The 23,388-nt window shown below is 73.5% G+C and carries 22 protein-coding genes; 15 read left to right on the forward strand and 7 right to left on the reverse strand.

Features of this window, described 5'->3' with window-relative positions:
• Both GQS09_RS10235 and mycP read left to right on the forward strand, forming a co-directional pair.
• Positions 1–830, forward strand: an 830-nt coding sequence (locus tag GQS09_RS10235; protein WP_243761282.1) for a hypothetical protein, incomplete at its 5' end; no start/stop codon positions are given.
• Positions 830–2,023, forward strand: a complete 1,194-nt coding sequence (gene mycP / locus GQS09_RS10240; protein ID WP_165985721.1) for a type VII secretion-associated serine protease mycosin — start codon at positions 830–832, stop codon at positions 2,021–2,023. The genes GQS09_RS10235 and mycP, both read left to right, overlap by 1 nt.
• A gap of 72 nt (positions 2,024–2,095) precedes the next feature.
• Here mycP and GQS09_RS10245 read toward each other — a convergent pair whose 3' ends face one another.
• Positions 2,096–3,103 carry a serine hydrolase gene (locus tag GQS09_RS10245; protein ID WP_165985696.1) on the reverse strand — a complete coding sequence of 336 codons (1,008 nt, stop codon included), beginning with the start codon at positions 3,101–3,103 and terminating at the stop codon, positions 2,096–2,098.
• 203 nt (positions 3,104–3,306) lie between these two features.
• Between GQS09_RS10245 and GQS09_RS10250 the strand changes: the two genes are divergently transcribed.
• The 9 genes from GQS09_RS10250 (at position 3,307) to pheT (ending at position 12,248) form a co-directional block, all read left to right on the forward strand.
• Positions 3,307–4,071, forward strand: coding sequence for an SseB family protein (locus GQS09_RS10250; protein ID WP_165985697.1), 765 nt, complete (start codon positions 3,307–3,309; stop codon positions 4,069–4,071).
• Between the two features lie 10 nt (positions 4,072–4,081).
• Positions 4,082–4,444: a DUF1844 domain-containing protein gene (locus tag GQS09_RS10255; protein WP_165985698.1), complete on the forward strand. Its 363-nt coding sequence runs from the start codon at positions 4,082–4,084 to the stop codon at positions 4,442–4,444.
• A gap of 310 nt (positions 4,445–4,754) precedes the next feature.
• Positions 4,755–5,375: a translation initiation factor IF-3 gene (gene infC / locus GQS09_RS10260; RefSeq protein WP_165985722.1), complete on the forward strand. Its 621-nt coding sequence runs from the start codon at positions 4,755–4,757 to the stop codon at positions 5,373–5,375.
• Between the two features lie 110 nt (positions 5,376–5,485).
• Positions 5,486–5,680, forward strand: coding sequence for a 50S ribosomal protein L35 (gene rpmI / locus GQS09_RS10265; protein ID WP_165985699.1), 195 nt, complete (start codon positions 5,486–5,488; stop codon positions 5,678–5,680).
• Between the two features lie 112 nt (positions 5,681–5,792).
• On the forward strand, positions 5,793–6,179 hold the full coding sequence (rplT, locus tag GQS09_RS10270; protein ID WP_165985700.1) for a 50S ribosomal protein L20: 387 nt from the start codon (positions 5,793–5,795) through the stop codon (positions 6,177–6,179).
• Positions 6,180–6,323: 144 nt separating this feature from the next.
• A complete protein-coding gene (locus tag GQS09_RS10275) occupies positions 6,324–7,217 on the forward strand; it encodes an RNA methyltransferase (RefSeq protein ID WP_165985701.1) in 894 nt (297 codons plus the stop codon).
• A 59-nt stretch (positions 7,218–7,276) separates the two neighbouring features.
• A complete protein-coding gene (locus GQS09_RS10280) occupies positions 7,277–8,356 on the forward strand; it encodes an ATP-binding protein (RefSeq protein WP_165985702.1) in 1,080 nt (359 codons plus the stop codon).
• 221 nt (positions 8,357–8,577) lie between these two features.
• Positions 8,578–9,714 carry a phenylalanine--tRNA ligase subunit alpha gene (gene pheS / locus GQS09_RS10285; protein WP_165985703.1) on the forward strand — a complete coding sequence of 379 codons (1,137 nt, stop codon included), beginning with the start codon at positions 8,578–8,580 and terminating at the stop codon, positions 9,712–9,714.
• Positions 9,714–12,248 carry a phenylalanine--tRNA ligase subunit beta gene (gene pheT, locus GQS09_RS10290; protein ID WP_165985704.1) on the forward strand — a complete coding sequence of 845 codons (2,535 nt, stop codon included), beginning with the start codon at positions 9,714–9,716 and terminating at the stop codon, positions 12,246–12,248. Before pheS ends, pheT begins: the two co-directional genes overlap by 1 nt.
• Positions 12,249–12,356: 108 nt before the next feature.
• Here the strand turns inward: pheT and GQS09_RS10295 are convergent, their stop codons facing one another.
• The gene (locus tag GQS09_RS10295) at positions 12,357–13,199 is read right to left on the reverse strand and encodes an SAM-dependent methyltransferase (RefSeq protein WP_165985705.1); all 843 of its coding nucleotides are present in this window, start codon (positions 13,197–13,199) and stop codon (positions 12,357–12,359) included.
• A gap of 74 nt (positions 13,200–13,273) precedes the next feature.
• On the reverse strand, positions 13,274–14,164 hold the full coding sequence (gene ligD / locus GQS09_RS10300; RefSeq protein WP_165985706.1) for a non-homologous end-joining DNA ligase: 891 nt from the start codon (positions 14,162–14,164) through the stop codon (positions 13,274–13,276).
• Between the two features lie 31 nt (positions 14,165–14,195).
• Between ligD and GQS09_RS10305 the strand changes: the two genes are divergently transcribed.
• Positions 14,196–15,305 carry a Ku protein gene (locus tag GQS09_RS10305; protein ID WP_165985707.1) on the forward strand — a complete coding sequence of 370 codons (1,110 nt, stop codon included), beginning with the start codon at positions 14,196–14,198 and terminating at the stop codon, positions 15,303–15,305.
• A 30-nt stretch (positions 15,306–15,335) separates the two neighbouring features.
• Here GQS09_RS10305 and GQS09_RS10310 read toward each other — a convergent pair whose 3' ends face one another.
• The 3 genes from GQS09_RS10310 to GQS09_RS10320 all read right to left on the reverse strand — a co-directional run bounded on the left by GQS09_RS10310 (position 15,336) and on the right by GQS09_RS10320 (position 19,617).
• A complete protein-coding gene (locus tag GQS09_RS10310; RefSeq protein WP_165985708.1) occupies positions 15,336–15,698 on the reverse strand; it encodes a hypothetical protein in 363 nt (120 codons plus the stop codon).
• 102 nt (positions 15,699–15,800) lie between these two features.
• Complete coding sequence (locus tag GQS09_RS10315) at positions 15,801–16,661, reverse strand: 3-hydroxybutyryl-CoA dehydrogenase (protein WP_165985709.1); 861 nt, start codon at positions 16,659–16,661, stop codon at positions 15,801–15,803.
• Positions 16,662–16,803: 142 nt separating this feature from the next.
• Entirely contained in the window at positions 16,804–19,617 is a 2,814-nt protein-coding gene (locus GQS09_RS10320) for a cellulose binding domain-containing protein (protein WP_313896073.1), read from the reverse strand.
• A 256-nt stretch (positions 19,618–19,873) separates the two neighbouring features.
• Between GQS09_RS10320 and GQS09_RS10325 the strand changes: the two genes are divergently transcribed.
• Entirely contained in the window at positions 19,874–21,172 is a 1,299-nt protein-coding gene (locus GQS09_RS10325; RefSeq protein ID WP_165985710.1) for a glycoside hydrolase family 10 protein, read from the forward strand.
• Between the two features lie 34 nt (positions 21,173–21,206).
• Here the strand turns inward: GQS09_RS10325 and GQS09_RS10330 are convergent, their stop codons facing one another.
• Complete coding sequence (locus GQS09_RS10330; RefSeq protein ID WP_165985711.1) at positions 21,207–21,395, reverse strand: DUF1918 domain-containing protein; 189 nt, start codon at positions 21,393–21,395, stop codon at positions 21,207–21,209.
• Positions 21,396–21,603: 208 nt separating this feature from the next.
• Here GQS09_RS10330 and GQS09_RS10335 point away from each other — a divergent pair, with 208 nt between their 5' ends.
• Positions 21,604–22,164: a histidine phosphatase family protein gene (locus tag GQS09_RS10335; protein WP_207957669.1), complete on the forward strand. Its 561-nt coding sequence runs from the start codon at positions 21,604–21,606 to the stop codon at positions 22,162–22,164.
• Positions 22,165–22,270: 106 nt separating this feature from the next.
• A complete protein-coding gene (gene argC, locus GQS09_RS10340; RefSeq protein WP_165985712.1) occupies positions 22,271–23,299 on the forward strand; it encodes an N-acetyl-gamma-glutamyl-phosphate reductase in 1,029 nt (342 codons plus the stop codon).
• The last annotated feature ends 89 nt before the right edge of the window (positions 23,300–23,388 follow it).

A 23,388-nucleotide genomic window follows, 5' to 3' on the forward strand; every position in this document is an offset into this window, starting at 1 on the left:
GGACGGTCCCGCCCGTCCTCCCGCGACGCCCGGAACCACCGCCGGTGCCGCCGGTGCCGCCCCGCGAGCGGCACGCGGCCCGGCTCGCCGCCGCCATCGCCTGCCTGGTCCTGGGCACCGGCCTGCTCGGCGGCGCGGTCACCGGCGCCTGGCTGTCCGGCGGCGGAACCGGCCGCACCGACGCGGAGCAGCAGTACGAGCAGGCCCGCGGCCTCTGGCAGGAGCTGCCCGTGGACACCCTCTTCCCGCCCGAGCTGATCGGCGAGGGCGCGGGGCCCGGCCGCGCCGACCGCCGCTGGGTCCGCGCCGCGGTGGCCCCGGACGGCGACTGCGCCGGCGCCTTCGACCCGCTGCTCGCCGAGGTGCTCGACCCGCTCGGCTGCCACCGCCTGCTCCGCGCCACCTACCTGGACGACACCCGGACCACGGTCACCACCGTCGGCATGCTCTTCACCGAGGCCGACGCCGAGGAGATGGCGGCACTGCGCACCCGGCTCACCGAGGACGGCCTGGCGGAGCGCGCCGATCTGCTGCCCCGCACCTTCCCCGGTGACAGCCCCGGCACCGCGGGCTTCGGCGACGCCCAGCGCGCCACCTGGACCCTGCGCGCCCTTCCGGACGCCCCGGTCGTGGTCTACGCGGTCACCGGCTTCGCCGACGGCCGCCCGGTGGCCACCCCGCTGCCGGCCGGCCCGGCCACCGCAGCGGGCAGGGAGAAGGAGAGCGTGGTGGCGCTCGCCGGACTCGCCCACGACGCCGAAGGCATAGCCGACCGCGTCGAACGGCGCTTCCGCAAGGCCGCCCGGCAAGCCACGGAGGAACCACGGTGATCCGCAGCCGCCCCGGCCGTCACCGGCTGACGGCACTCCTCGCCCCGCTGCTCGGCACCGCCCTCGCGCTGGGCCTGCCGCCCGGCACCGCCGCGCCCGCCCGTGCCGACACCATCCGCGACCAGCAGCGCTGGGCGCTGGACGCGATCAACGCCCCGGCCGCCTGGGAGACCACCCGCGGCGCCGGCGTCACCGTGGCCGTGCTGGACACCGGCGTGGACGCCGGCCACCCCGATCTGGCCGGAGCCGTGCTGCAGGGCAAGGACTTCGTCTCCCACGGCGCCGAGCCCGGCGACGAGCACTGGGCGGGGCACGGCACCGCCATGGCCGGCATCATCGCCGGCCGCGGCCACGGCGCCGACTCCGGGTCCGGGATCGTCGGGGTGGCGCCCGAGGCCGACATACTGCCGGTGCGGGTGCTGCTGGAGGAGAACGACCCCGCCCGCGACGAGGAGCGGGACGCGCCCGGCAACGCCGTGGCCGACGGCATCCGCTGGGCCGTGGACCAGGGCGCCGACGTGATCAATCTCTCGCTCGGTGACGACAGCCCCTCCGCGCACCCGGACGCCGAGGAGGACGCGGCGATCCGCCATGCGCTCGCCGAGGGCGTGGTGGTCGTCGCCTCGGCCGGCAACGGCGGGGAGTCCGGCGACCCGGTCTCCTACCCGGCCGGATACCCGGGGGTGATCGCGGTGACCGCGGTGGACCGCAGCGGCGCCCGCGCCCCGTTCTCCACCCGGCGCTGGTACGCCACGGTCAGCGCGCCCGGCAAGGACGTGATCATCGCCGCCCCGGGCAGCCGCTACATGCAGGGCTGGGGCACCAGCGCGGCGGCGGCCTTCGTCTCCGGCTCGGTGGCGCTGCTGCGTTCGGCCTATCCGGAGCTCTCCCCGGCGCAGATCAAGCGCCTGCTGGCGGAGACCGCCCAGGACCCGCCGGAGGGCGGGCGGGACGACCGGCTGGGCGGCGGCCTGGTGGACCCGGCGGCGGCCATCGAGGCCGCGGCCGGGCTGGCGCCGGAACCGCCGGTGCCCGCCGCCGGGCCGTATCCGCAGCGGTACTTCGGCGCCGGACCGGACCCGGCGGGTTCGGCCGGCCGCTCCACGCCCTGGCTGGCGCCGCTCGCGGGGGCCCTGGGCGTGCTGCTGCTGGGCGGCGCGGTCGTCCTCTTCCGGCGCACCCGCCCGCACTGACCGGCCTCGCCGGTTCCGGGGACGGGGCCCCGGGCCGGCTCCTCCGGCGATCGGCCGGGCGGGCGGCCGGGGTCAGGCCGGGGGCGTGGTCCCGCGCAGCGCCCGCACCGCGGCCCGGGCGGCCTCCTCGACGACGGTCCGGCCGCTGTCCCAGGAGGCGTGCCCGTCGGAGAGCACCGCGACCAGGTACGGCTTTCCGTCCACCGTCACCCGGCCGATGCTGTTGACGTCCCACAGCAGGGTCTGGCTGCGCGGCAGCCAGCCGTTCTTGATCTCCACCGGGCCCTCGGCCCCGGCTCCGGCGGCCGCCGATATGCCCCAGCGCTGGTCCGCCACCACATCGCCCATCAGCTCCTGGAGCAGCTCCCGGGACGCGGCGGTCAGCGGCGAGGGCGTACCGAAGACCGCCCGCAGCAGGGTGATCTGGTCGGCGGCGGTGGTCTGCGTCAGCCCCCAGTGACCGTCCCCGCCGCCCCTGGTGTCGGTCAGGCCCAGCCGGGCGTTGGCCGCGTCGAGCCCTCGCTCGCCGCCCAGCCGCTGCCACAGCGCGTCGGTGGCGGGGTTGTCGCTGTACCGGATGGCGGCCGAGGCCTCGGCCAGCTCCGTCCGGGTGAGCTCCCGGCCCTCGTCCTGCGCCGTCAGCAGCAGCGCGGCGACGATGTTGACCTTGACGATGCTGGCGGTGTCGAAGTGCGCCCCGCCGTACCCGGCGGTCCGTCCGGTCCGCGGGTCGTGGACCGCCACCCCGAGCCGGGCGGTGGTGCCCTCCAGCAGCGGTGCCACCGCGTCGGCGAGCACCGCGTCCGGGCCGGCCGGGAGAATCCCCGAGAGGTCGGCGGTCACCGAGTGCTCCGGCGCCGCGGACTCCCACGAGCCGCCCGCCTCCCCGGCCGCGGTGCCTCCGATGCCCCTGGTGTCCCCGGTGTCCCCGGCCACCGATCCGGCGGCCTCGGCCACGGCCGCCCCGACCGCGCTGTCCCCGCCGACCGTCACCGCCAGCACGCCCGAGGCCAGCGCCGCCTGCACCACCAGGGCAGGGGCGCCGCGCCAGGACCGGGGCCGGGGCACGGACGGGGGCATGACGACGACGCTATATCGCACAACAGCGCTAGTCATGGGCCCCTCATGACGAACACGTAACGGAATACCGGACACTTCCTCCCCACCCCGCCCAACTCCCCCCACCCGGTCCGGACTTCACACCCGGGTCCGGTGCGGGCACGGGCGGTCCGGGGCGGGCCCGGCGCGCCGGGCCCCGCGGGGGATAGGGTCGGGGTGTGGGCATGAACATTCCTCAGCCGGTTTTCGCGGACGACGACGGATCCGCCGACCCGCAGGTCAGCCAGGCGCTCGCGGAGTGGGCCCGGGAGCCGTCCGCCGAGCCGCGGCTGCTTGCCGCGCTCGCCCGCTCCCGCTTCCTGGTCCCGGTGGTGGCGGTGCTCGGCGAGGCGGAGACCGGCCCCGACGGGCGGCGCCGGGAGAAGCACAGCGACATGGCGCTGCTCACCCTCCAGGCCCCGGGCGGACGCCGTGCCCTCCCGGTCTTCACCTCCACCGACGCCCTGTCCCGCTGGCGCGCCGACGCCCGCCCGGTCGCGGTCACGGCCGGCCAGGCGCTGGGTGCGGCGGCGCAGGAGAAGGCCGACGCCCTGGTGGTGGACCTGGCCGGGCCGGTCAGCTACGAGATCAGCGGACCGGCGCTGCGCGCCTTCGCCGCCGGCGGCTCCCCGGCCGGGAGCCCGGAGGTCGCCGGAGCGCTGCGCGCCCTGCTGGCCGCCGAGCCCGCCGTGCGCGCCGCGCAGCTGGTACCCGGCGGGGAGACCGACGGCACCCTGGCCGTCCTGCTCGACGCGGACCCGGCCGCGGAGCAGGACCCGGCCGCGGACCAGGACCCGGCGGCCGGCCGGGCCGGAGCGGTGCGCCGGCTGGCGGCCTCGCTGGCCGCCGATCCGGTGCTGCGGGCCCGCCTGGCCCGGGGTCTCCAGCTGGCCGTGCTGCCGCCGGGCACCCCGCTGCCCGGAACACCCCTCTACCGGCGTGTCCCGTAGGGTGGCCGGCATGAGTGAGCCCAGCCTGTCCGAGCCGGCCGCCGCGCCCGCCGCCGCGGCCCGGGACATCGCCGATGTCCCCGCCGTCGAGGTGATCACCACCGTGGCGGTGCACCTGATGAGCGCCGCCGCGGTCAATCTGGGCCTGGCCGAGGACGGCGAGCGGCACAAGGACCTGGACGAGGCGCGCAAGCTGATCACCGCGCTGGCCGGGCTGGTGACCGCCGGGGCCACCGAGATCAGTTCCTTCCACGCGGGCCCGCTGCGCGACGGCCTGAAATCGCTCCAGCTCGCCTTCCGGGAGGCCTCCGCCGTGCCGGACGAGCCCGGTCAGGGGCCGGGCGAGAAGTTCACCGGCCCGGTGACGGGCTGACCGCGGAAGCCCGCCGCACCGGGATCACCCGGTGCGTGGCTTCCCTGCGGGTGGTGTAACCTGGTAGGTGACCGGCCGGACACCGAGATGCCCGGCCCGCAAGTGGAGGCTCCGATTCTCCCACCTGACCGGCCCGCGGGCCGGCGGGTCCAGGTCAGACCATCGCCCCGTGGCATTGTCCGCGGCGGTACTCCGGGTCTGTTGTTTCGGAGCCGACCGCCTGCGCCCGCCCGGGGCCTGTCGGCATTTCCCGCATTCCCCGCCGGGTGGTCACGAAGACTTGACTGACACGGCTGTCGTCCAGGCTGTCGTGTGGCGCAACCGAGGAGGCCCCATCAGCGCCGAGCCCCGCATCAACGACCGGATTCGCGTCCCCGAGGTGCGACTCGTCGGTCCCAGTGGTGAGCAGGTCGGCATCGTGCCGCTTGCCAAGGCCCTGGAGCTCGCACAGGAGTACGACCTCGACCTCGTGGAGGTGGCGGCGAACGCCCGTCCTCCCGTGTGCAAGCTCATGGACTACGGGAAGTTCAAGTACGAGTCGGCCATGAAGGCCCGTGAGGCGCGCAAGAACCAGGCGCACACGGTGATCAAGGAGATGAAGCTCCGGCCGAAGATCGATCCGCACGACTACGAGACCAAGAAGGGTCATGTCGTCCGGTTCCTGAAGCAGGGGGACAAGGTCAAGGTCACGATCATGTTCCGTGGCCGCGAGCAGTCCCGCCCGGAGCTGGGCTACCGGCTGCTGCAAAGGCTCGCCGAGGATGTCCAGGAACTGGGGTACGTGGAATCGAACCCCAAGCAGGACGGCCGGAACATGATCATGGTTCTCGGTCCGCACAAGAAGAAGACCGAGGCGATGGCCGAGGCCCGGGAGGCGCAGGCGGCCCGCAAGGCGGAGCGCCAGCAGCAGCAGGGGCGCGCCCGGGCCTGAGGCCTCGCCCGTCCCGCTGTCACCGGACAGCAAGCGATACACCCCGGCGCTCTTCGCGCCGGCCACCAGGCCGGGCGAGGGGCGCCACGGATGAGGAGAGTCACGGCGAGATGCCGAAGAACAAGACGCACAGCGGCACCAGCAAGCGCTTCAAGATCACCGGCTCCGGAAAGGTGATGCGGCAGCGCGCCAACCGCCGGCACTACCTGGAGCACAAGCCGTCGACCCTGACCCGCCGGCTCGCCGGCACCGTTCAGGCCGCCCCGGGCGACGCCAAGCGCGTCAAGAAGCTCCTCGGCAAGTGATTCCCGTGCGCCCCTGACGGCCACCGGCCGCCGGGCGCGGGAGTACGACCGGGACCTCAATCGTTTCCGGGCCGCGCGCGCATCCCGCGGCCCCGCTACAAGGAGTTCACTAGTGGCACGCGTCAAGCGGGCAGTCAACGCCCACAAGAAGCGCCGGGCGATCCTCGAACAGGCCAGCGGCTACCGGGGTCAGCGGTCCCGCCTGTACCGCAAGGCGAAGGAGCAGGTCACCCACTCCCTCGTCTACAACTACAACGACCGCAAGAAGCGCAAGGGCGACTTCCGCCAGCTCTGGATCCAGCGGATCAACGCCGCGGCCCGCGCCAACGGCATGACCTACAACCGCTTCGTCCAGGGCCTGAAGGCCGCCGAGGTCGAGGTGGACCGCAAGATGCTCGCCGAGCTCGCGGTCAGCGACCCGGGCGCGTTCGCCGCGCTGGTCGAGGTCGCGCAGAAGGCGCTGCCCGAGGACGTCAACGCCCCCAGGGCCGCGGCCTGAGGCCCCGCACCGGGCCGGCCGTCGCAAGGACCCGCAGGCGAGGATGCCTGCGGGTCCGCCGCGTTCCGCACCCGCCCGCGGGCCCGCCACCGCTCCCCGTCCCCGCCCCGCCCGTGACCAGGACCAGGAAGTGAGCCGCCCGCCATGGGTCCGCACGCCGAGCTGACCTCCAGCCACTCCCCGCGCGTGGTCGCCGCCCGCCGGCTGGCCAGGCGGGGCTTCCGGGGCAAGGAACGCCGCTTCCTGGCCGAGGGCCCGCAGGCGGTGCGCGAGGCCGCCGCCCACCGCGCCGCGGACGGCGGTCCCACCCTGGTCGAGCTGTTCGCCACCCCGGACGCGGCCGAGCGCCACGGCGAGCTGCTCGCCGCGGCCCGCGCCGCCGGCACCCGGGTGGCCGTGGCCGGGGAGACCGTGGTGGCCGGGCTCTCCCAGACCGTGACCCCGCAGGGCCTGGTCGGCGTCTGCCGCTTTCTGGACCGGCCGCTGGCCGGCATCGTCGCCGCCCGGCCCCGGCTGCTGGCGGTGCTGGCCCATGTCCGCGACCCGGGCAACGCCGGCACGGTGCTGCGCTGCGCCGACGCGGCCGGCGCCGACGCGGTGATCCTCACCGACGCCTCGGTCGACCCCTACAACCCCAAGGCGGTGCGCGCCTCGGCCGGCAGCCTGTTCCACCTCCCGGTGGCCACCGGGGTGCCGGTGGCCGAGGCGGTGCGCGAGCTGTCCGCCGCCGGGGTGCGGGTGCTGGCCGCCGACGGCGCCGGCGACCGGGACCTGGACGACGAACTGGACGCCGGGCGGCTGGCCGGCCCGACCGCCTGGATCTTCGGCAACGAGGCCTGGGGACTGCCCGAGGAGACCCGGGCGCTGGCCGACGCCGTGGTCGCGGTCCCGATCCACGGCCGCGCCGAGAGCCTCAATCTGGCCACCGCCGCCGCGGTCTGCCTCTACGCCTCGGCCCGGGCACAGCGCCCCGGGCCGGGCCCCGCACCCCGGCCGTCCCCGGACTCCGCTCCCGGCTCGTCCCCAAGGCTGCCGTGAGAGCGCCCCCGCCTAGTAGGGTGACCGCCACCGGGGGTACGAGAGGGGACACGACGGGGATGGAGAAGCACGTCGGCGCGGGCGAGCTGGAGCTGGAGCCCGACGATCTGCCCGACGGACTCGTCATCGCGGATGGTCTCGGCCTGGTGATCTGCTGCAATGCCGAGGCCGGCCGGCTGACCGGCCTGCCGCCCGCCGAGATGCTCGGCCGTCCCGTGGACCACGCCCTGCCGCTGGAGGACCCGGACGGCCGGCCCTGGTGGCAGGTCACCGACCCCTACCACGGCCTGTCCACCCGCAACGGCCAGCCGGAGCGCAATCTGCTGCTGCCCGGAGGGCGCGAGGTGCTGGTCACGGCCCGTTATGTGCGCAAGCACCCCGGCGGACCGGTCAGCCGCCTGGTGGTCGGGCTGCGCTCCACCGAGGCCCGGCAGCGGGTGGAGCGGTCCAACGCCGAGCTGATCGCCACCGTCGCCCACGAACTGCGTTCCCCGCTGACCTCCATCAAGGGCTTCACCGCCACCATGCTGGACAAGTGGGACCGGTTCACCGACGAGCAGAAGCGGCTGATGCTGCAGACCGTGGACGGTGACGCCGACCGGGTCACCCGGCTGATCACCGACCTGCTGGACGTCTCCCGCATCGACTCAGGACGGCTGGAGATCCGCCGCCAGCCGGTCCGGCTGGACGAGGCCGCCCGCCGCCAGGTGAAGATCCTGGTGAACAACGGCGCTCCGGCGGAACGTTTTGTGCTGCGGATAGCCCCCGAGCTGCCGCGCCTGTGGGCCGACCCGGACAAGATCGACCAGGTGCTGGGCAACCTGCTGGAAAACGCCTTGCGGCACGGCGAGGGCACCATCACCATCGAGGTGGAGCCCCATCCCCCGAACCGCACCCGCCAGGAAGGGACGGCCGTGACCGTGAGCGACCAGGGATCCGGCATCCCCCAGGATGTCGTGCACCGGGTGTTCACGCGGTTCTGGCGCGGCAGCGGCCGTGGCGGCACCGGTCTGGGCCTCTACATCGTCAAGGGCATCGTCGAGGCGCACGGCGGCACCGTCACCGTCGGCCGCTCCTCGGGCGGCGGGGCGCGCTTCCGATTTATCCTGCCCGCGGGCACCCCGGCGTTCCTGGCCTGAGCGGACACGCTCCGCTGCCGCGCGGCACGGCCCCGCGGCCGGCCGCCGCCCGGATGCCGCCCGCGGGCGTCACCGTGCGCGACCCGCCCGTAGACTCGGACCCTGGCACACTGCCGTGGGTCATGCGCGACTCCGCGCGGGGCATGGCGCAGTTCCCAGTCCGAACCAGGGGGACCCGGTGCCACCGCCGGGCGCCCACCGGAAGAGATCACCGGAAAGAGATGTCGGCACCCAATAAGTCATACGACCCTGTCGAGGTCGAGGCCCTGAAACCGGAAGCGATCGACCGGGCGCGGGACGAGGCGCTCGCCGCCATCGCCGCCGCCGGCGACCTGGCGGCGCTGCGCGAAGTCAAGATCGCGCACGCCGGGGACCGCTCCCCGCTGGCGCTGGCCAACCGCGAGATCGGCGCCCTGCCGCCGCACGCCAAGGCCGACGCCGGCCGCCGGGTCGGCCAGGCGCGCGGCGCGGTCGGCCAGGCGCTCAAGACCCGCCAGGCGGAACTGGAGGCGGAGCGCGACGAGCGGGTCCTCGCCGAGGAGGCGGTGGACGTCACCCTGCCCTACGACCGTGTACCGGCCGGCGCCCGGCACCCGCTGACCACCCTGATGGAGCGGATCGAGGACGTCTTCACCGCCATGGGCTACGAGGTCGCCGAGGGCCCCGAGGCCGAGGCCGAGTGGTTCAACTTCGACGCGCTCAACATCTCGGCCGACCACCCGGCCCGCTCCGAGAGCGACACCTTCTTCGTGGCGGGCACCGGCCGCCAGGGCGGCGAGCCCGGCGAGGGCTCCGGCGTGGTGCTGCGCACCCACACCTCCCCGGTGCAGATCCGCTCGCTGCTCGGGCGGGAGCTGCCGGTCTACGTCATCTGCCCCGGCCGGGTCTACCGCACCGACGAGCTGGACGCCACCCACACCCCGGTCTTCCACCAGGTCGAGCTGCTGGCCGTGGACGAGGGGCTCACCATGGCCGACCTGAAGGGCACCATGGACCACATGGTCCAGTCGCTGTTCGGCGAGGGCCTGCGCACCCGGCTGCGCCCCAGCTTCTTCCCCTTCACCGAGCCGTCCGCCGAGATGGACATGGTCTGCTACGCCTGCCGCGGGGCGTCCGTGGGGAACCCGGACCGGCCCTGCCGGACCTGCTCCAGCGAGGGCTGGATCGAGCTGGGCGGCTGCGGCATGGTCAATCCGCGGGTGCTGACCGCCTGCGGCGTGGACCCGGAGAAGTACAGCGGCTTCGCGTTCGGCTTCGGCATCGAGCGGATGCTGATGTTCCGCCACAACGTCGAGGACATGCGAGACATGGTCGAGGCTGACGTCCGGTTCACCCGGCCGTTCGGGATGGAGATCTGATGCGCGCCCCGCTTTCCTGGCTGCGGGAGTATGTCGACCTGCCGGCCGAGGCCACCGGCCGTGAGGTCGCGGAGAAGCTGATCGCCGCCGGCCTGGAGGTCGAGACGGTCGAACGGCTCGGCGCCGGCCTCACCGGCCCGCTGGTGGTCGGCGAGGTGCTGTCGATCGAGGAGCTGACCGGGTTCAAGAAGCCGATCCGCTACTGCCGGGTGGACGTCGGCAGGGCCGGCGAAGACGGGGGGACCGGTGAGCCGCAGAACATCATCTGCGGCGCCCGCAACTTCGCCGTCGGCGACAAGGTGGTGGTCGCGCTGCCCGGCGCGGTGCTGCCCGGCGACTTCCGGATCTCCGCCCGCAAGACCTACGGCAGGGTCTCCGAGGGCATGATCTGCTCCGCCGCCGAGCTCCGCCTGAGCGACGACCACGCCGGCATCATCGTGCTGCCCCCCGAGTACGAGCCGGGCACCGACGCCGTCGAACTGCTGGAGGTCGTGGACGAGGTGCTGGACATCGCGGTCACGCCCGACCGCGGCTACTGCCTCTCGCTGCGCGGCATCGCCCGCGAGACCGCCACCGCCTACGGCCTGCCGCTGCGCGACCCGGCCCTGCTGGACGTCCCCGCGGCCAACGACGAGGGCTACCCGGTCACCGTCGGCGACCCGGCCGCCTGCGACCGCTTCACCGCCCGCACGGTCAGCGGCCTGCGGCCCGAGGCCCGCACCCCGATCTGGATGCAGCGCCGCCTGGAGAAGGCCGGCATGCGCGCGGTCTCGCTGCCGGTGGACATCACCAACTACGTGATGCTGGAACTGGGCAGCCCGCTGCACGCCTACGACCGCGCCCGGCTGGAGGGGCCGATCGGCGTGCGCCGCGCCGAACCCGGGGAGAAGCTCACCACCCTGGACGGCGTGCAGCGCGCGCTGCATCCGGAGGACCTGCTGATCACCGACGACAGCGGCCCGATCGGCCTGGCCGGGGTGATGGGCGGCGCCCACAGCGAGGTGCGGGACCCGGAGCAGGACCCGGAGACGGGGGAGTGGCGGGGCACCACCGAGGTGGTGATCGAGGCCGCGCACTTCGACGCGGTCACCATCGCCCGCACCGCCCGCCGGCACGGGCTGAGCAGCGAGGCGGCCCGGCGCTGGGAGCGCGGCGTGGACCCGGAGGCCGCCGCGGCCGCCGCGCAGCGCTGCGTCGACCTGCTGGTGCTGCTCGGCGGCGGCACCGCGGGACCGGGCGTCACCTCTGTCAGCGCTCCGGCCGAGCCGGTCACCATCACCCTCCCGGCCGACCACCCGGACAAGGTGGCGGGCGTGCACTACGGACGGGAGGCCGTGGTGCGGGACCTGCAGGAGGTGGGCTGCGACGTGCACGGCACCGATGTGCTGACCGTCACCCCGCCGAGCTGGCGGCCCGACCTCACCGACCCCAACGACCTGGCCGAGGAGGTCATCCGGCTGGAGGGCTACGCCGCCCTGCCGTCCACCCTGCCCCGGCCGCCGGCCGGCCGCGGCCTGACCCGCCGGCAGCGGCTGCACCGCCGGGCCGGCCGGGCCCTGGCCGGCGCCGGATATGTCGAGGCGCTGAACTACCCGTTCCTCTCGCAGGACGCGCTGGCCCGGCTCGGCATCGGGGAGGGCGACCCGCGCCGCCGCACCGTGCGGCTGGCCAACCCGCTCTCCGACGAGGAGCCCGAGCTGCGCACCACGCTGCTGCCCGGCCTGCTCGCCGCGCTGCGCCGCAACGACGGGCGCGGCAGCCACGACCTGGCGCTGTTCGAGACCGGACTGGTCTTCCGGCCCACCGGCGAGGAGCCGCCGGCCGCCACCCCGCCGGTCACCGTGCGGCCCTCGGACGAGGAGATCGCCGCGCTGGACGCGGCCCTGCCGCGGCAGCCGCGCCGGGTCGCGGTGGCGCTGGCCGGTGACCGCGAACAGGCCGGCTGGTGGGGCGGGGCCCGCCCGGCCGGCTGGGCGGACGCGGTGGAGGCGGCCCGGATCGTGGCCCGGGAGGCCGGGGCGGAGATCGAGGTCTCCGCCGACCGGCACGCGCCCTGGCATCCCGGCCGCTGCGCCGCCGTGCACGCGATGGTGGACGGCGTCCGGACCCTGGTCGGCCACGCGGGTGAACTGCACCCGCGGGTGATCAAGGCACTCGGGCTGCCGGAGCGCACCTGTGCCATGGAGGTGGACCTGGACCTGCTGGAGCGGGCCGGCGAAGGGCTGGTCCAGGCCCCGCGGATCTCCGCCTTCCCGGTGGCGACCCAGGACGTGGCGCTGGTGGTGGACGCGCAGGTGCCGGCGGCCGAGGTCGAGGCGGCGCTGCGGTCCGGCGCGGGCGAGCTGCTGGAATCCCTGCGGCTGTTCGACGTGTACACCGGTGAGCAGCTCGGTGAGGGCAGGAAGTCGCTGGCCTACGCGCTGCGGTTCCGCGCCCCGGACCGCACGCTGACCGCGGAGGAGACGGGCGCGGCCCGCGACGCGGCGGTCACCGCGGCCGCGGAACGCACCGGGGCCGAACTGCGCGGCGCATAGGCCGGGCGCTGCCGCCGCTCGTCGGCGGGGGAGGGCCGGGGCCGCACGGCCCCGGCCCTCCCGCGTGCCTGCCTTCTCCGTGCCCTGCCGCGTCGCGCGCCGGCCGGCTCAGGGCTTGCGGCCCACGCCGCCGGCCTGGCCGATGGGCGCGGGCGGAGCGCCGTACGGGGGCACGTCCGGCCGCCACAGGGTCACCGGCACCACGCCCGGCTCGACCAGTTCCAGGCCCTCGAAGTACCCGGCGATCTCCTCCATGGTGCGCAGGTGGTACGGGATCGCGCCGCTGGCGTTGTACTCGCGCTGCGCCGCCGCGTAGACCGGATCGGTGTCCACGCCCTCGTTGATGTCCAGGAAGCTGCCCGAGGGAAGCCCGGCCATCAGCCGCCGCACGATGCCCCGCGCCTCCTCGTAGGCCGGCACATGGCCCAGGATGCCGCTGAGGATCAGCGCCACCGGACGGGACAGGTCCAGCAGCTCCCCGGCCGCGGCCAGGATCCGCTCCGGCTCGTGCAGATCCGCCTCGATGTACTCGGTCATTCCCTCGCGGCTGCTGGTCAGCAGCGCATTGGCGTGCAGCAGCACCAGCGGGTCGTTGTCCACGTAGACGATCCGGGAGTCGGGAGCCGCCCGCTGCGCGATGTGGTGCGTGTTGTCCGCGGTCGGCAGGCCGGTGCCCACGTCCAGGAACTGGCGGACGCCGGCGTCCCGGGCCAGATAGCCGATGGAGCGGATCAGGAAGTTGCGCGACTCCCGGGCGATCTCGGTGATCCCGGGGAACGCCGACCGGTAGGCATCGCCGGCCGCCCGGTCCACGTCGTAGTTGTCCGTGCCGCCGAGCCAGTAGTTCCAGATCCGCGCGGAGTGCGGCACCGAGGTGTCGATCTTGGAGACGGGAACGCGGGACGCGGAAGGTTCCTGGGCTTCGGGGGGTCCGGGGGATTCGTCGCTCACGCGGTCACCTCCGCCGAGACGGTGCTGCTGGATTGCCGGGACTGCAGGGATTGCCGGGTGTGCTGGAGTCGATGCTACGCGGGGGGCAGCGGGGCGGCATGCAGAGGATTGAGCAGCCCGGCCATCGGATCGCCGTGCCGCTCCAGTCGCGCGGGAAGGTCCGGCAGCTCGAAGCGGAGCTGCTCCGGACCGGTGCAGTCGGCGAGTTCTCCCCAGGTGACCGGCGTGGACACGCCCGGCGTGGCGCGGGCCCGCACGGTGTACGGCGCGGCGGTGGTCTTGGCGGCGGCGTTCTGGCTCCAGTCGATGAAGACCTTGCCCGCCCGCTCGCGGCGGGCCATCACCGCGGTGGCCTTGCCGTGCAGCTCGCTCTGGGCACTCCTGGCCAGGGCCTTGGCGTAGGCCGAGACCTTCTCCGAGGGGGCCGGCGGCGCCAGCGGACAGACCAGGTGCAGCCCCTTGGAGCCGGAGGTCTTGGCGAAGGCGGTGAGGCCGTCGGCGGTCAGCCGGTCGCGGAGCCAGCCGGCCACCCGGCAGCAGTCCGTGATGTCGGCGGGCGCGCCCGGGTCGAGATCGAGGATCAGCCGGTCGGCGGTGGCCGGGGTGGCGGCCGGCCATTGGTGGATGTGAAACTCCACCACCAGATTGGCCGCCCAGACGAGACTGGGCAGGTCCTGGATCACCACCTGCCGCCCCTCGGAGGCGCTCCAGCTCGGCACCTCGGCGGTGGCCACCCAGTCGGGCGTGCCCGGCGGCAGGTTCTTGGTGAAGAACATCTGGCCCGCCGGCCCGTCCGGATAGCGCAGGAAGCTGACCGTGCGGTCGCGCAGATGGGGGAGGAGCACGCCCGCATGGACCGCGTAGTAGTGCAGCAGTTCGCCCTTGGTGGTCCCGGTGTCCGGATAGATCACCTTGTCCAGGTTGCTGAGTGACAGGCGGCGACCCTCGACCTCGGTGACAGTCATACCAAGAAGACTGGCATGAAAGGGGCGAACAGTGCGATCCATCTGGAAGGGGTCCATCTCCTTCGGCCTGGTGAGCATCCCCATCAAGGTGGTCGGCGCGACCGAGAGCCACAGCGTCTCGTTCCGCCAGCTGCACACCACGGACAACGGCCGCATCCGCTACCGCAAGGTGTGCGAGCTGGAGGACGAGGAGGTGCCGGGCGAGGAGATCGGCAAGGGGTACGAGGCGCCCGACGGCACGGTCGTCCGGATCACCGACGAGGAGCTGTCCCGCCTGCCGCTGCCCACCGCCAAGGCGGTGGAGATCCTCGGCTTCGTGCCGGTCGACACCATCGACCTCATCCAGCTCGACCGCTCCTACTACCTGCAGCCGGACACCGGTGCCGAAAAGCCGTACGTGCTGCTGCGCGAGGCCATGGCCCGCAGCGGCAAGGTGGCCATCGCCAAGCTGGCCATGCGCGGCCGGGAAACACTGGCCGTGCTCCGCCCGGTGTCGGAGGGCGTCCTCGGCATGCACACCATGCTGTGGCCGGACGAGATCCGCTCCCCCGAGGCGATCGCTCCGCAGGGCCAGATCAGCGTCCGGGACGCGGAGCTCGATCTCGCGGACACGCTGATGGACACCCTGGGCGAGGTCGACATGAGCGAGCTGCACGACGAGTACCGGGAAGCGGTGGACGCGCTGATCACCGCCAAGCTGAGCGGTGAGCTGCCCGAACTGCCGGAGGAACGGCCGGCCGGCGCCAAGGTGATCGACCTGATGTCGGCGCTGGAGGACAGCGTGCGCGCCGCCCGGGAGGCGCGCGGCGCGGGCGAGGGGGCCGAGGCCACGGTCACCGCCCTGGCCTCCCGGCGGGGCGGCGAGGAACCCGCGGAGACGGAGGAGGGCGGCCCGCCGCCCGCCCGGGGTAAGGCCGCCGCGAGGAAGACGGCCGGGAAGAAGACCGCCGCCGGGAAGGGCACGGCCGGGAAGACCGCGGAGAAGAAGACGGCGGGGAAGAAGGCGGCAGGGAAGACCGCGGAGAAGAAGGCGGCAGGGAAGACCGCGGAGAAAAAGGCGACGGAGAAGCAGGCCGCGGAGAAGCAGGCCACGGAGAAGAAGACCGCGCGGAAGAGGACCGCCCGCAAGCGGGCCTCCTGAGCGTCGCCGGAGGGGCCGGGGGCGGCCCCGTCACAGACCCTCGGCCGCCAGGTCCGCCATGGTCTGCTCCCAGTCGACGAACCGGATCGCCCGGTCGTCCACATACGCCATGGCGGCCAGCTTGCGCTGGGTGACCAGCAGCGTGCCGCGACGGTTCCAGAACCGGCGGCGGCTGCCCGGCGCGTCGACCACCGTCTCGAAGCCCAGGCCGCCCAGCCACTCGGCCGCGGCCGACGGGTCGCGGGAGGTGAACACGAACACGGCGTGCCGCGTCATCAGCTCCCGCAGCGCCTCCACCGCGCCGGGCACCGGCGGATCGTAGATCGATCCGTCGTCGTACCCCCGGCTGTAGGTGTGGATCACGCCGTCGAAATCCACCGCGATCGTTCCCATTGCTCCTCCTGGTCTCCGGACGGCGGCACGCCCCGGGCCCGACGACCCGACGATCTCACCCGCCGGGCGCGGGCGCTCCGGGGAGCGCCGCCATGGTCCCCGTCAGGAGTAGGTGTAGAAGCCGGCGCCGGTCTTCCGGCCGAGGCGGCCGGCCGCCACCATGCGCTGCAGCAGCGGGGGAGCGGCGTAGAGCGGCTCCTTGAACTCCTCGTACATGGAATGCGCCACGGAGACCACGGTGTCCAGGCCGATCAGGTCGGAGAGCTTCAGCGGCCCCATCGGATGGGCGCAGCCCAGCTCCATGCCGTTGTCGATGTCCTCCCGGCTGGCCGCTCCGGACTCGAACATCCGGATGGCGGAGAGCAGGTAGGGGATCAGCAGCGCGTTGACCACGAAGCCGGAACGGTCCTGGGCGCGGATGGGGTGCTTGGCCAGCACCTTGGTGACCAGGGCCTCGGTGCGCTCGATGGTGTCCTGGGAGGTGGTGAGGGCCGGGATCAGCTCGACCAGCCGCTGCACCTGGGCGGGGTTGAAGAAGTGGATGCCGATCACCCGGTCGGGGCGGGAGGTGGCGACCGCCAGCTTGACCAGCGGGATGGAGGAGGTGTTGGACGCCAGGATGGCGTCCGGACGGGTCACCACCTGATCCAGGACCTGGAAGATTTCCGTCTTGACCTGCTCGTTCTCCACCACCGCCTCGATCACCAGATCGCGGTCGGCGAATTCGCCCAGATCGGTGGTGAAGCCGATCCGGGCCTCGGCGGCGGCCCGCTCCTCCTCGGTGATCTTGCCGCGCTGCGCCGCCTTGGCCAGGGAGCTGAACAGCCGGGTGCGTCCCAGCTCCACGGCCTCGCCGGTGGTCTCGGCGACCCGTACGTCCAGCCCGGAACGGGCGCAGACCTCGGCGATCCCCGCGCCCATCTGTCCGGCGCCCACTACCCCCACGCGTTCGATGTCGGTCACACCGAGCCCTTTCGCCCTGTCCGGTCACTGCGGAACTGCTTGGACGTCCGACGTTACCCCCGGCCGGAGACGGCACCGCCGCCCGGGGCGGGAAGCCACCGGGCGGCGGGCCTGGGACGGTGCGCGGCTGCCGGCCGGCGGATCAGCCGGTGGAGCAGTCGGAGCCGTTGAGCGCGAAGGCGGTGGGCGCCGTGTTGGTGCCCTGCCAGCTGGCCAGGAAGCCGAACGAGGCCGTGGCCCCGGGCGCCAGCCGGGCGTTCCAGGAGGCGCCGGTCACGGTCACCCGGCTGCCGCTCTGGCTGTGGCTGCCGCCCCAGAGCTGGGTGATCTGCTGGCCGTCCGGGAAGGTGAAGACCAGCTCCCACGGGTCGATCGCGGTGTCGCCGGTGTTGCTGACCCGCACCTCGCCCTGGAAGCCGCCGGGCCATTCGCCGGTCTTGCTGTAGGCGACGGCGCACGTGCCGTCACCGGTGCCGCCGGTGTCACCTCCCGTGTCACCTCCCGTGTCACCACCGGTGTCTCCGCCGGTGTCCCCGCCGGTGTCTCCGCCGGTGTCTCCGCCGGTGTCACCACCGGTGTCGCCACCCGTGTCCCCGCCGGTGGTGCCGCCGGTGCTGTCGCCCGGGTCGCCGGGGACGTCGGTGTCGCCGACGATGACGCCGCGGCCGTTGGTGCCGATGTACACCCGGCCGTGCACCCGCGGGTCACCGGTGATGGCGCCGCCGGTCCAGCCGTACTGGTGCTGGTCGTCGTTGATCCGGAACCACGTCCGTCCGATGTCGTCCGAACGGTAGATGCCCCGCACACCGTCCACTTCCGCGGAGCTGTACAGCGTGTGGTACGTCCCACCCGGAGCGCCCTTGCCCAGGCCGATGTTGTCGGCCTTGTCCAGGCCGGCGATCCGGCTCACCGACTGGCCGCCGTCCGTGGACCGCCACAGCCCGTACGCGCCGCTGTCGCTGCCGCCGGCGATCCACAGGTCGCCCTCGAAGCCCGGCGCGGCCTCCAGGCGGATGTCGCCCTCGGCGGGCAGACCGGAGGTCACGGTGGCGGTGAAGGTGGCGCCGCCGTCCGTGGAGACGTACAGCGAACCGCCCGCGAAGCCGTAGAAGCGCGAGGGGTCGACCCGGTCCGCGGTGATCGCGGCACCGGCCGGAATGCCCTGCGACTGGCTCCAGGAGCTGCCGAAGGTGGTGGTGTAGTGCACCGGCTGGCCCGAGGGGCTCCACAGGAAGCGGCTGCCGTCGGCCGCCGCGGCGACCGTGCCGCCGCCCGCCTCGCCCGGCGTGGTGCCGGCGAACCAGTTCCGGCCGCCGTCCGTGGAGAACGCGACGGTCGGCTCCTCGCTGCTGCCCACGTGTTCGCCCACCCGGATCACGTTGTTCGGTGCCAGCTCGGCGAAGTCGATGCTGGTGGTGGTGCCCACGTACGGCGTGGAGTACATCAGGTCCGGCACGGCGTCGATGTCGGTGTGCCGGAAGCCGCCGATGTCGCCGAGCGCGCTGAGCAGCTGGGCGTCACCGCTGGGCGGGCTGGCCAGGTCCTTGACCGCGGTCTCCTCCAGGCCCTTGACCATCGGCCGGATGGTGAAGGTCCGGCCGCTGTCCCAGTTGGTGAGTTCGGTGGTGCCGAAGATGGTGGCGCCGGTGCCGTACATCATCCGGTCCGGGTTGTGCGGGTCGATCTCCAGGCCCTCGGTCATCCAGCCCAGCTTGGGCGAATCCTCCGGCGGCACGGCCTGCTTGGCGAAGGTCAGCCAGGGCACCGAGGAGTGGTCCAGGGTGTACCGCTTGCTCTTCTCCGGGTAGCTGCTCCACTCCCAGATGGCGGTCCAGTTCTCGCCGCTGTCCGTGGTGCGGAAGATCTGGGTGTCGGGCCACCACGAGCTGTATCCGGTGACCATCACGGTGCCCGGGTTGGAACGGTCCACGCTCAGGCCGCTGTAGCCGAAGTAGGTGTCGGCCTCGGCCAGCGGGGAGACGTCCTCCCACGTGCCGGTGGCCGTGTCCAGCCGCCAGACCTGGCCCGCCTCGCCGGCGTACGGCCCGGGGTTGTCGCTGGTGGCGATGTACAGGTGGCCGGTGCCCTCGTCCAGCACGCCCTTGTGGGGGAGGTATCCCGTCGGCTGGCCGGGCACCGCCTCCCAGGTCGCGCCGCCGTCCGTGGAGCGGTAGACGCTCTCCTGGAGGTCCGCCACACCCACGTAGATGGTCTGCGTCGGGCTGCCCGGGGAGCCGGTGGACGGATCGAAGGTGACCCAGACCACACCGATCTCGTCGTTCTCGTAGCCCCACGGATCGTCGGGGTTGAGGATGTAGTCGCCGGGGTTGGGGAAGGACGTGACCTCGTTCCAGGTCACGCCGGAGTCGGTGGAGCGCCACAGGCCCTCGCCGCTCGGGGCGCCGAAGTAGAGCACCGAGTTGTCATGGGGGTCGACCGCCAGGCGCTCGCCCATGCCGCGGCCCGGCATGTTGCCGCCCACCTTGAAGGGCAGTTCGGTGACCTGCCAGGTCTCGCCGCGGTCCCGGGAGCGCCCGATGGCGCCGTTGTCCGGGTCCCAGTCATTGGTGTAGGTGCCCAGGGCGGCGTAGACGTTGTCCGGGTCCACCGGGTCGGTGGCCAGCGAGGCGACACCGGTGTAGCCCCATTCGTCCCAGCCGACCCAGTCGAGCAGCGGTGTCCACTGCTGGCCGGATTCGTCCCACCGGTACGCGCCGCCGATGTCGGTCCGGGCGTAGACCAGATCGGGCTCGGTGCGGTTGAAGACGATCGACGGAACGAATCCGCCGCCGTCGATGCGCACGTTTCCCCAGGTGTAGTCCTCCGGGGTGATCGCCGTGCTCGCGGCGGCTTCGCCGGCGTTTCCGGCAACCGCCAGCGCTCCCGCGGTTCCCAGCAGTCCGGCCGCTAGCGCGGAACCGGCCAGCGCCGCGGTGGCAGCTTTCCATCTGCGCACGCGGGCACTCCTCTCCTGACTTCTTGGCCGCATAAGCGGCAAGGGGGGTGGACTGAAAAAACGGGAGCGCTCCCACGATGTGCCGATGAGGTTAACTGTCGAACGTTGTTCGCATAAGGGTGTGTCAGAAGGACTTCTGCGAGGTTTTGTTGATAGAGCTGATCAAGAAAGGGGCCGAACATCGGATCAGATGTGCGGAGTGCGGTGACCCCGAAAGCGGGGCATAACCAGGGAACGAGCAGATCAGGGGCACTGCATGGGACGTATGACACGCCGGACCTTCACTCTTGCCACAGCCGGGACCCTCGCCGGTTTCCTGGCCTTGCGGCAGGCCGAGGCCGACTCCGCCGCCTATGGTCCGGCCGGTGAAGGCGGTGGCGTGGCGGCCGGGCGGGCGGCGGCCCGCGACGGACTGCGCGGCACGTGGATCTCCACGGTCGGAAACCTGGACTGGCCCTCGGGGCCGGGACTGCCCCCGGCCGAGGCCCGGCAGGAGCTGTCCGGGCTGCTGGACGAGGCCGTGCGGTACCGGCTGAACGCCGTCTTCCTCCAGGTCAGGCCGACCGCGGACGCCTTCTGGCCGTCACCGCACGAGCCCTGGTCGGCCTGGCTGACCGGTACCCAGGGCAAGGACCCGGGCTGGGACCCGCTGGACTTCGCGGTGCGCGCGGCGCACGACCGCGGGCTGGAGCTGCACGCCTGGTTCAACCCCTACCGGATCGCGCTGCACGACGACCCCTCCCGGCTGGCCGCGGAGCACCCGGCGCGGCGGCAGCCGGAGTGGGTGGTCAGCTACGGCGGCCGGCTGTACTTCAACCCGGGCATCCCCGAGGTCCGCCGGCATGTGCAGAACGCCATGCTGCACGCGGTGGAGAACTACCCGGTCGACGGCGTGCACTTCGACGACTACTTCTACCCGTACCCGGTGCAGGGCGAGACCTTCGACGACGACGCGGCCTTCGCCCGCCACGGCGGGACGTTCACGGACCGGGGCGACTGGCGCCGGGAGAACGTGAACCTGCTGATCAGGGAGGTGCAGCAGCGGGTGCGCGAGGTCCGGCCCGGGGCGGTGTTCGGGGTCAGCCCGTTCGGCATCTGGCGCAACAGCGGCACCGATCCGAAGGGCTCGCGGACCAGCGGCCTGCAGACCTACGACGACCTCTACGCCGACACCCGGCGCTGGGTGCGCGAGGGCCGGCTGGACTATGTGCTGCCGCAGGTCTACTGGCACATCGGCCACTCCGCCGCCGACTACGCCGAGCTGGTGCCCTGGTGGTCGGCGGTGGCCGAGGGCACCGGGGTGCGGCTGTACATCGGGGAGGCGCTGTACAAGGTGGGGGACCCGGCGCAGCCCGAGCAGTGGAGCGATCCGGCGGAGCTCTCCCGCCATCTCACCTTCTGCCGGGACCATCCCCAGGTGGCGGGCCATGTGTTCTTCTCGGCCGCCAAGGTGGCGGCCGACCCGCTGGGCGCGATGAGCCGGGTCCGCGAGGATCACTACCAGGAGCCGGCGGCGTCGTCCGCCGCGGCCCGTGAGGATACCCCGGGCCGGTGAGCCGACGCCGCCGGCCGGCTCCGCGCGCTTCCGGTCAGGCGCCGCCGGTCTTCACCTCGGAGTCCGGGCCCGGGTAGAGCACGCTTTCATGCCCCTGGTCGTCGCGGACCCGATAGGGCGGCTCGCCGTTCTTTCCCATGACTTCGACGATCTCCGCCACCCGGTCCTTCTGGCCCACCGTACGGCCGTGGGTGACCACCTTGTCGCCCGTCTTGGCATGCATGGGCAGCCCTCCTGATTGCTGGTGCCATTCAGCTCGTGCCACCACCATTTTATGGCGGATGAGGTATTTGGGCCGTTGCTGTTGCTCCGGGTGTCTTCCTCCTGCATGGGTGCGGTATACACCCGCTGTCTGTGCCCGCCACGGGAAATTTCGCAAGAACTCACGTACGACCGTGGTGCCGCAGGTCAGCCGCTCGTACGCTGTGCCCATGCTGGTCACGCTGGTCGCGGCGGCCCGCAGCTCCCCGCTGCTGGATCTCCGCTTCGGTGACGACCGCCCGCTGGACATGGCCGGCTGGCAGGCCGTCGAGCGGGCGCTGCCGGTGCTCGCCCCGCTGGCCGCTGCCGAGCTCCGCTACTGCTCGCCCACGCCCTGCGCCCGGCAGACCGGTGATGTGCTGGGACTGGCGCCGCTGGCCCAGCCCGCGCTGCGCGAGTGCGACATGGGCCGCTGGAGCGGGCTGACGCTGCGCGAGGTCACCGCCCGGGAGCCCGCCGCGGTGGACGCCTGGTACAGCGATCCCCGTTCCGCGCCGCACGGCGGTGAGCCGCTGGTCGCCTTCGTGGCCCGTGTGGGCAACTGGCTGGACACCCGCCCGGTGGGGCAGGACGGCTGGATCGTGGCCGTCACCGAGGCCGCGGTGATCCGTGCCGCCATGCTGTATGTGCTCAAGGCGCCGCCCCAGGCCTACTGGCGGACCGAGGTGCACCCGCTGTCCGTGGTCAGCATCAGCGGCACCAGCGGCCGCTGGAACCTGCGCCTGGGCTGAGCGCGCCCGGCCGACGCCGCCGCGGGCCCGGTACGGACCATTGCATGATCCTTCCAATGGCCGTATAGTTATGCCATCGAGTGCATGACGGCGGCGGGTGGAGGCGATGACAGTGCGGGCAGCGGTGGCGGGTGCGAGCGGCTATGCGGGCGGCGAGATCCTGCGCCTGCTGCTCGGGCACCCCGAGGCCGAGATCGGCGCCCTGACCGGCAACTCCAACGCCGGGCAGCCGCTGGGTGCGCTCCAGCCGCACCTGACGCCGCTGGCCGACCGGGTGCTGGAGGCCACCACCCCCGAGGCGCTCGCCGGGCACGACGTGGTCTTCCTCGCCCTGCCGCACGGCGAGTCCGCCGCGGTGGCCGAGCGGCTCGGCGACACCGCGCTGATCATCGACTGCGGGGCTGACTTCCGGCTGGCCGACGCCGGCGCCTGGCAGCGGTACTACGGCACCCCGCACGCCGGCACCTGGCCCTACGGCCTCCCCGAACTGCCCGGGGCCCGCGACGCGCTGCGGGGGTCCCGGCGCATCGCGGTCCCCGGGTGCTACCCGACCGCCGTCACCCTCGCCCTCTTCCCCGCCTACGCGGCGGGCCTGGCCGAGCCCGAGGCGGTGATCGTGGCCGCGTCCGGCACCTCCGGCGCGGGCAAGTCCCTCAAGCCGCACCTGCTGGGCAGCGAGGTGATGGGCGCCATGAGCCCGTACGGCGTGGGCGGCGTGCACCGGCACACCCCGGAGATGATCCAGAATCTGTCGGCCGTGGCCGGGGAACCGGTCACGGTCTCCTTCACCCCCACCCTGGCGCCCATGCCGCGCGGCATCCTGGCCACCTGCACGGCCCGGGCCAGGCCCGGCGTCACCGCCGCGGCGCTGCGCGAGAGCTACGCCAAGGCGCTGGCCGGCGAACCCTTCGTGCGGCTGCTGCCCGAGGGGCGGTGGCCCGGCACCGCGGCCGTGACCGGGGCCAACACCGCGCAGGTCCAGGTCACGCTCGACGAGCAGGCCGGCCGCATCGTCGCCGTCAGCGCCATCGACAACCTCACCAAGGGCACGGCCGGCGGTGCCGTGCAGGCCATGAACATCGCCCTCGGCCTGCCCGAGGAGCTGGGCCTGCCGGTCACCGGCCTCGCCCCCTGAACGCCGGCCCCGGCACCCCGGGCGGCCGGCCCCCTTTCCTCACCCTCCGGCCCGGCACTCCGGACCGGCACCCCCCTTCCGCACTCCCG

Origin of the sequence: Streptomyces sp. YIM 98790, from assembly GCF_011421595.1 — a bacterium.
Taxonomy (GTDB): Bacteria; Actinomycetota; Actinomycetes; order Streptomycetales; family Streptomycetaceae; genus Streptomyces.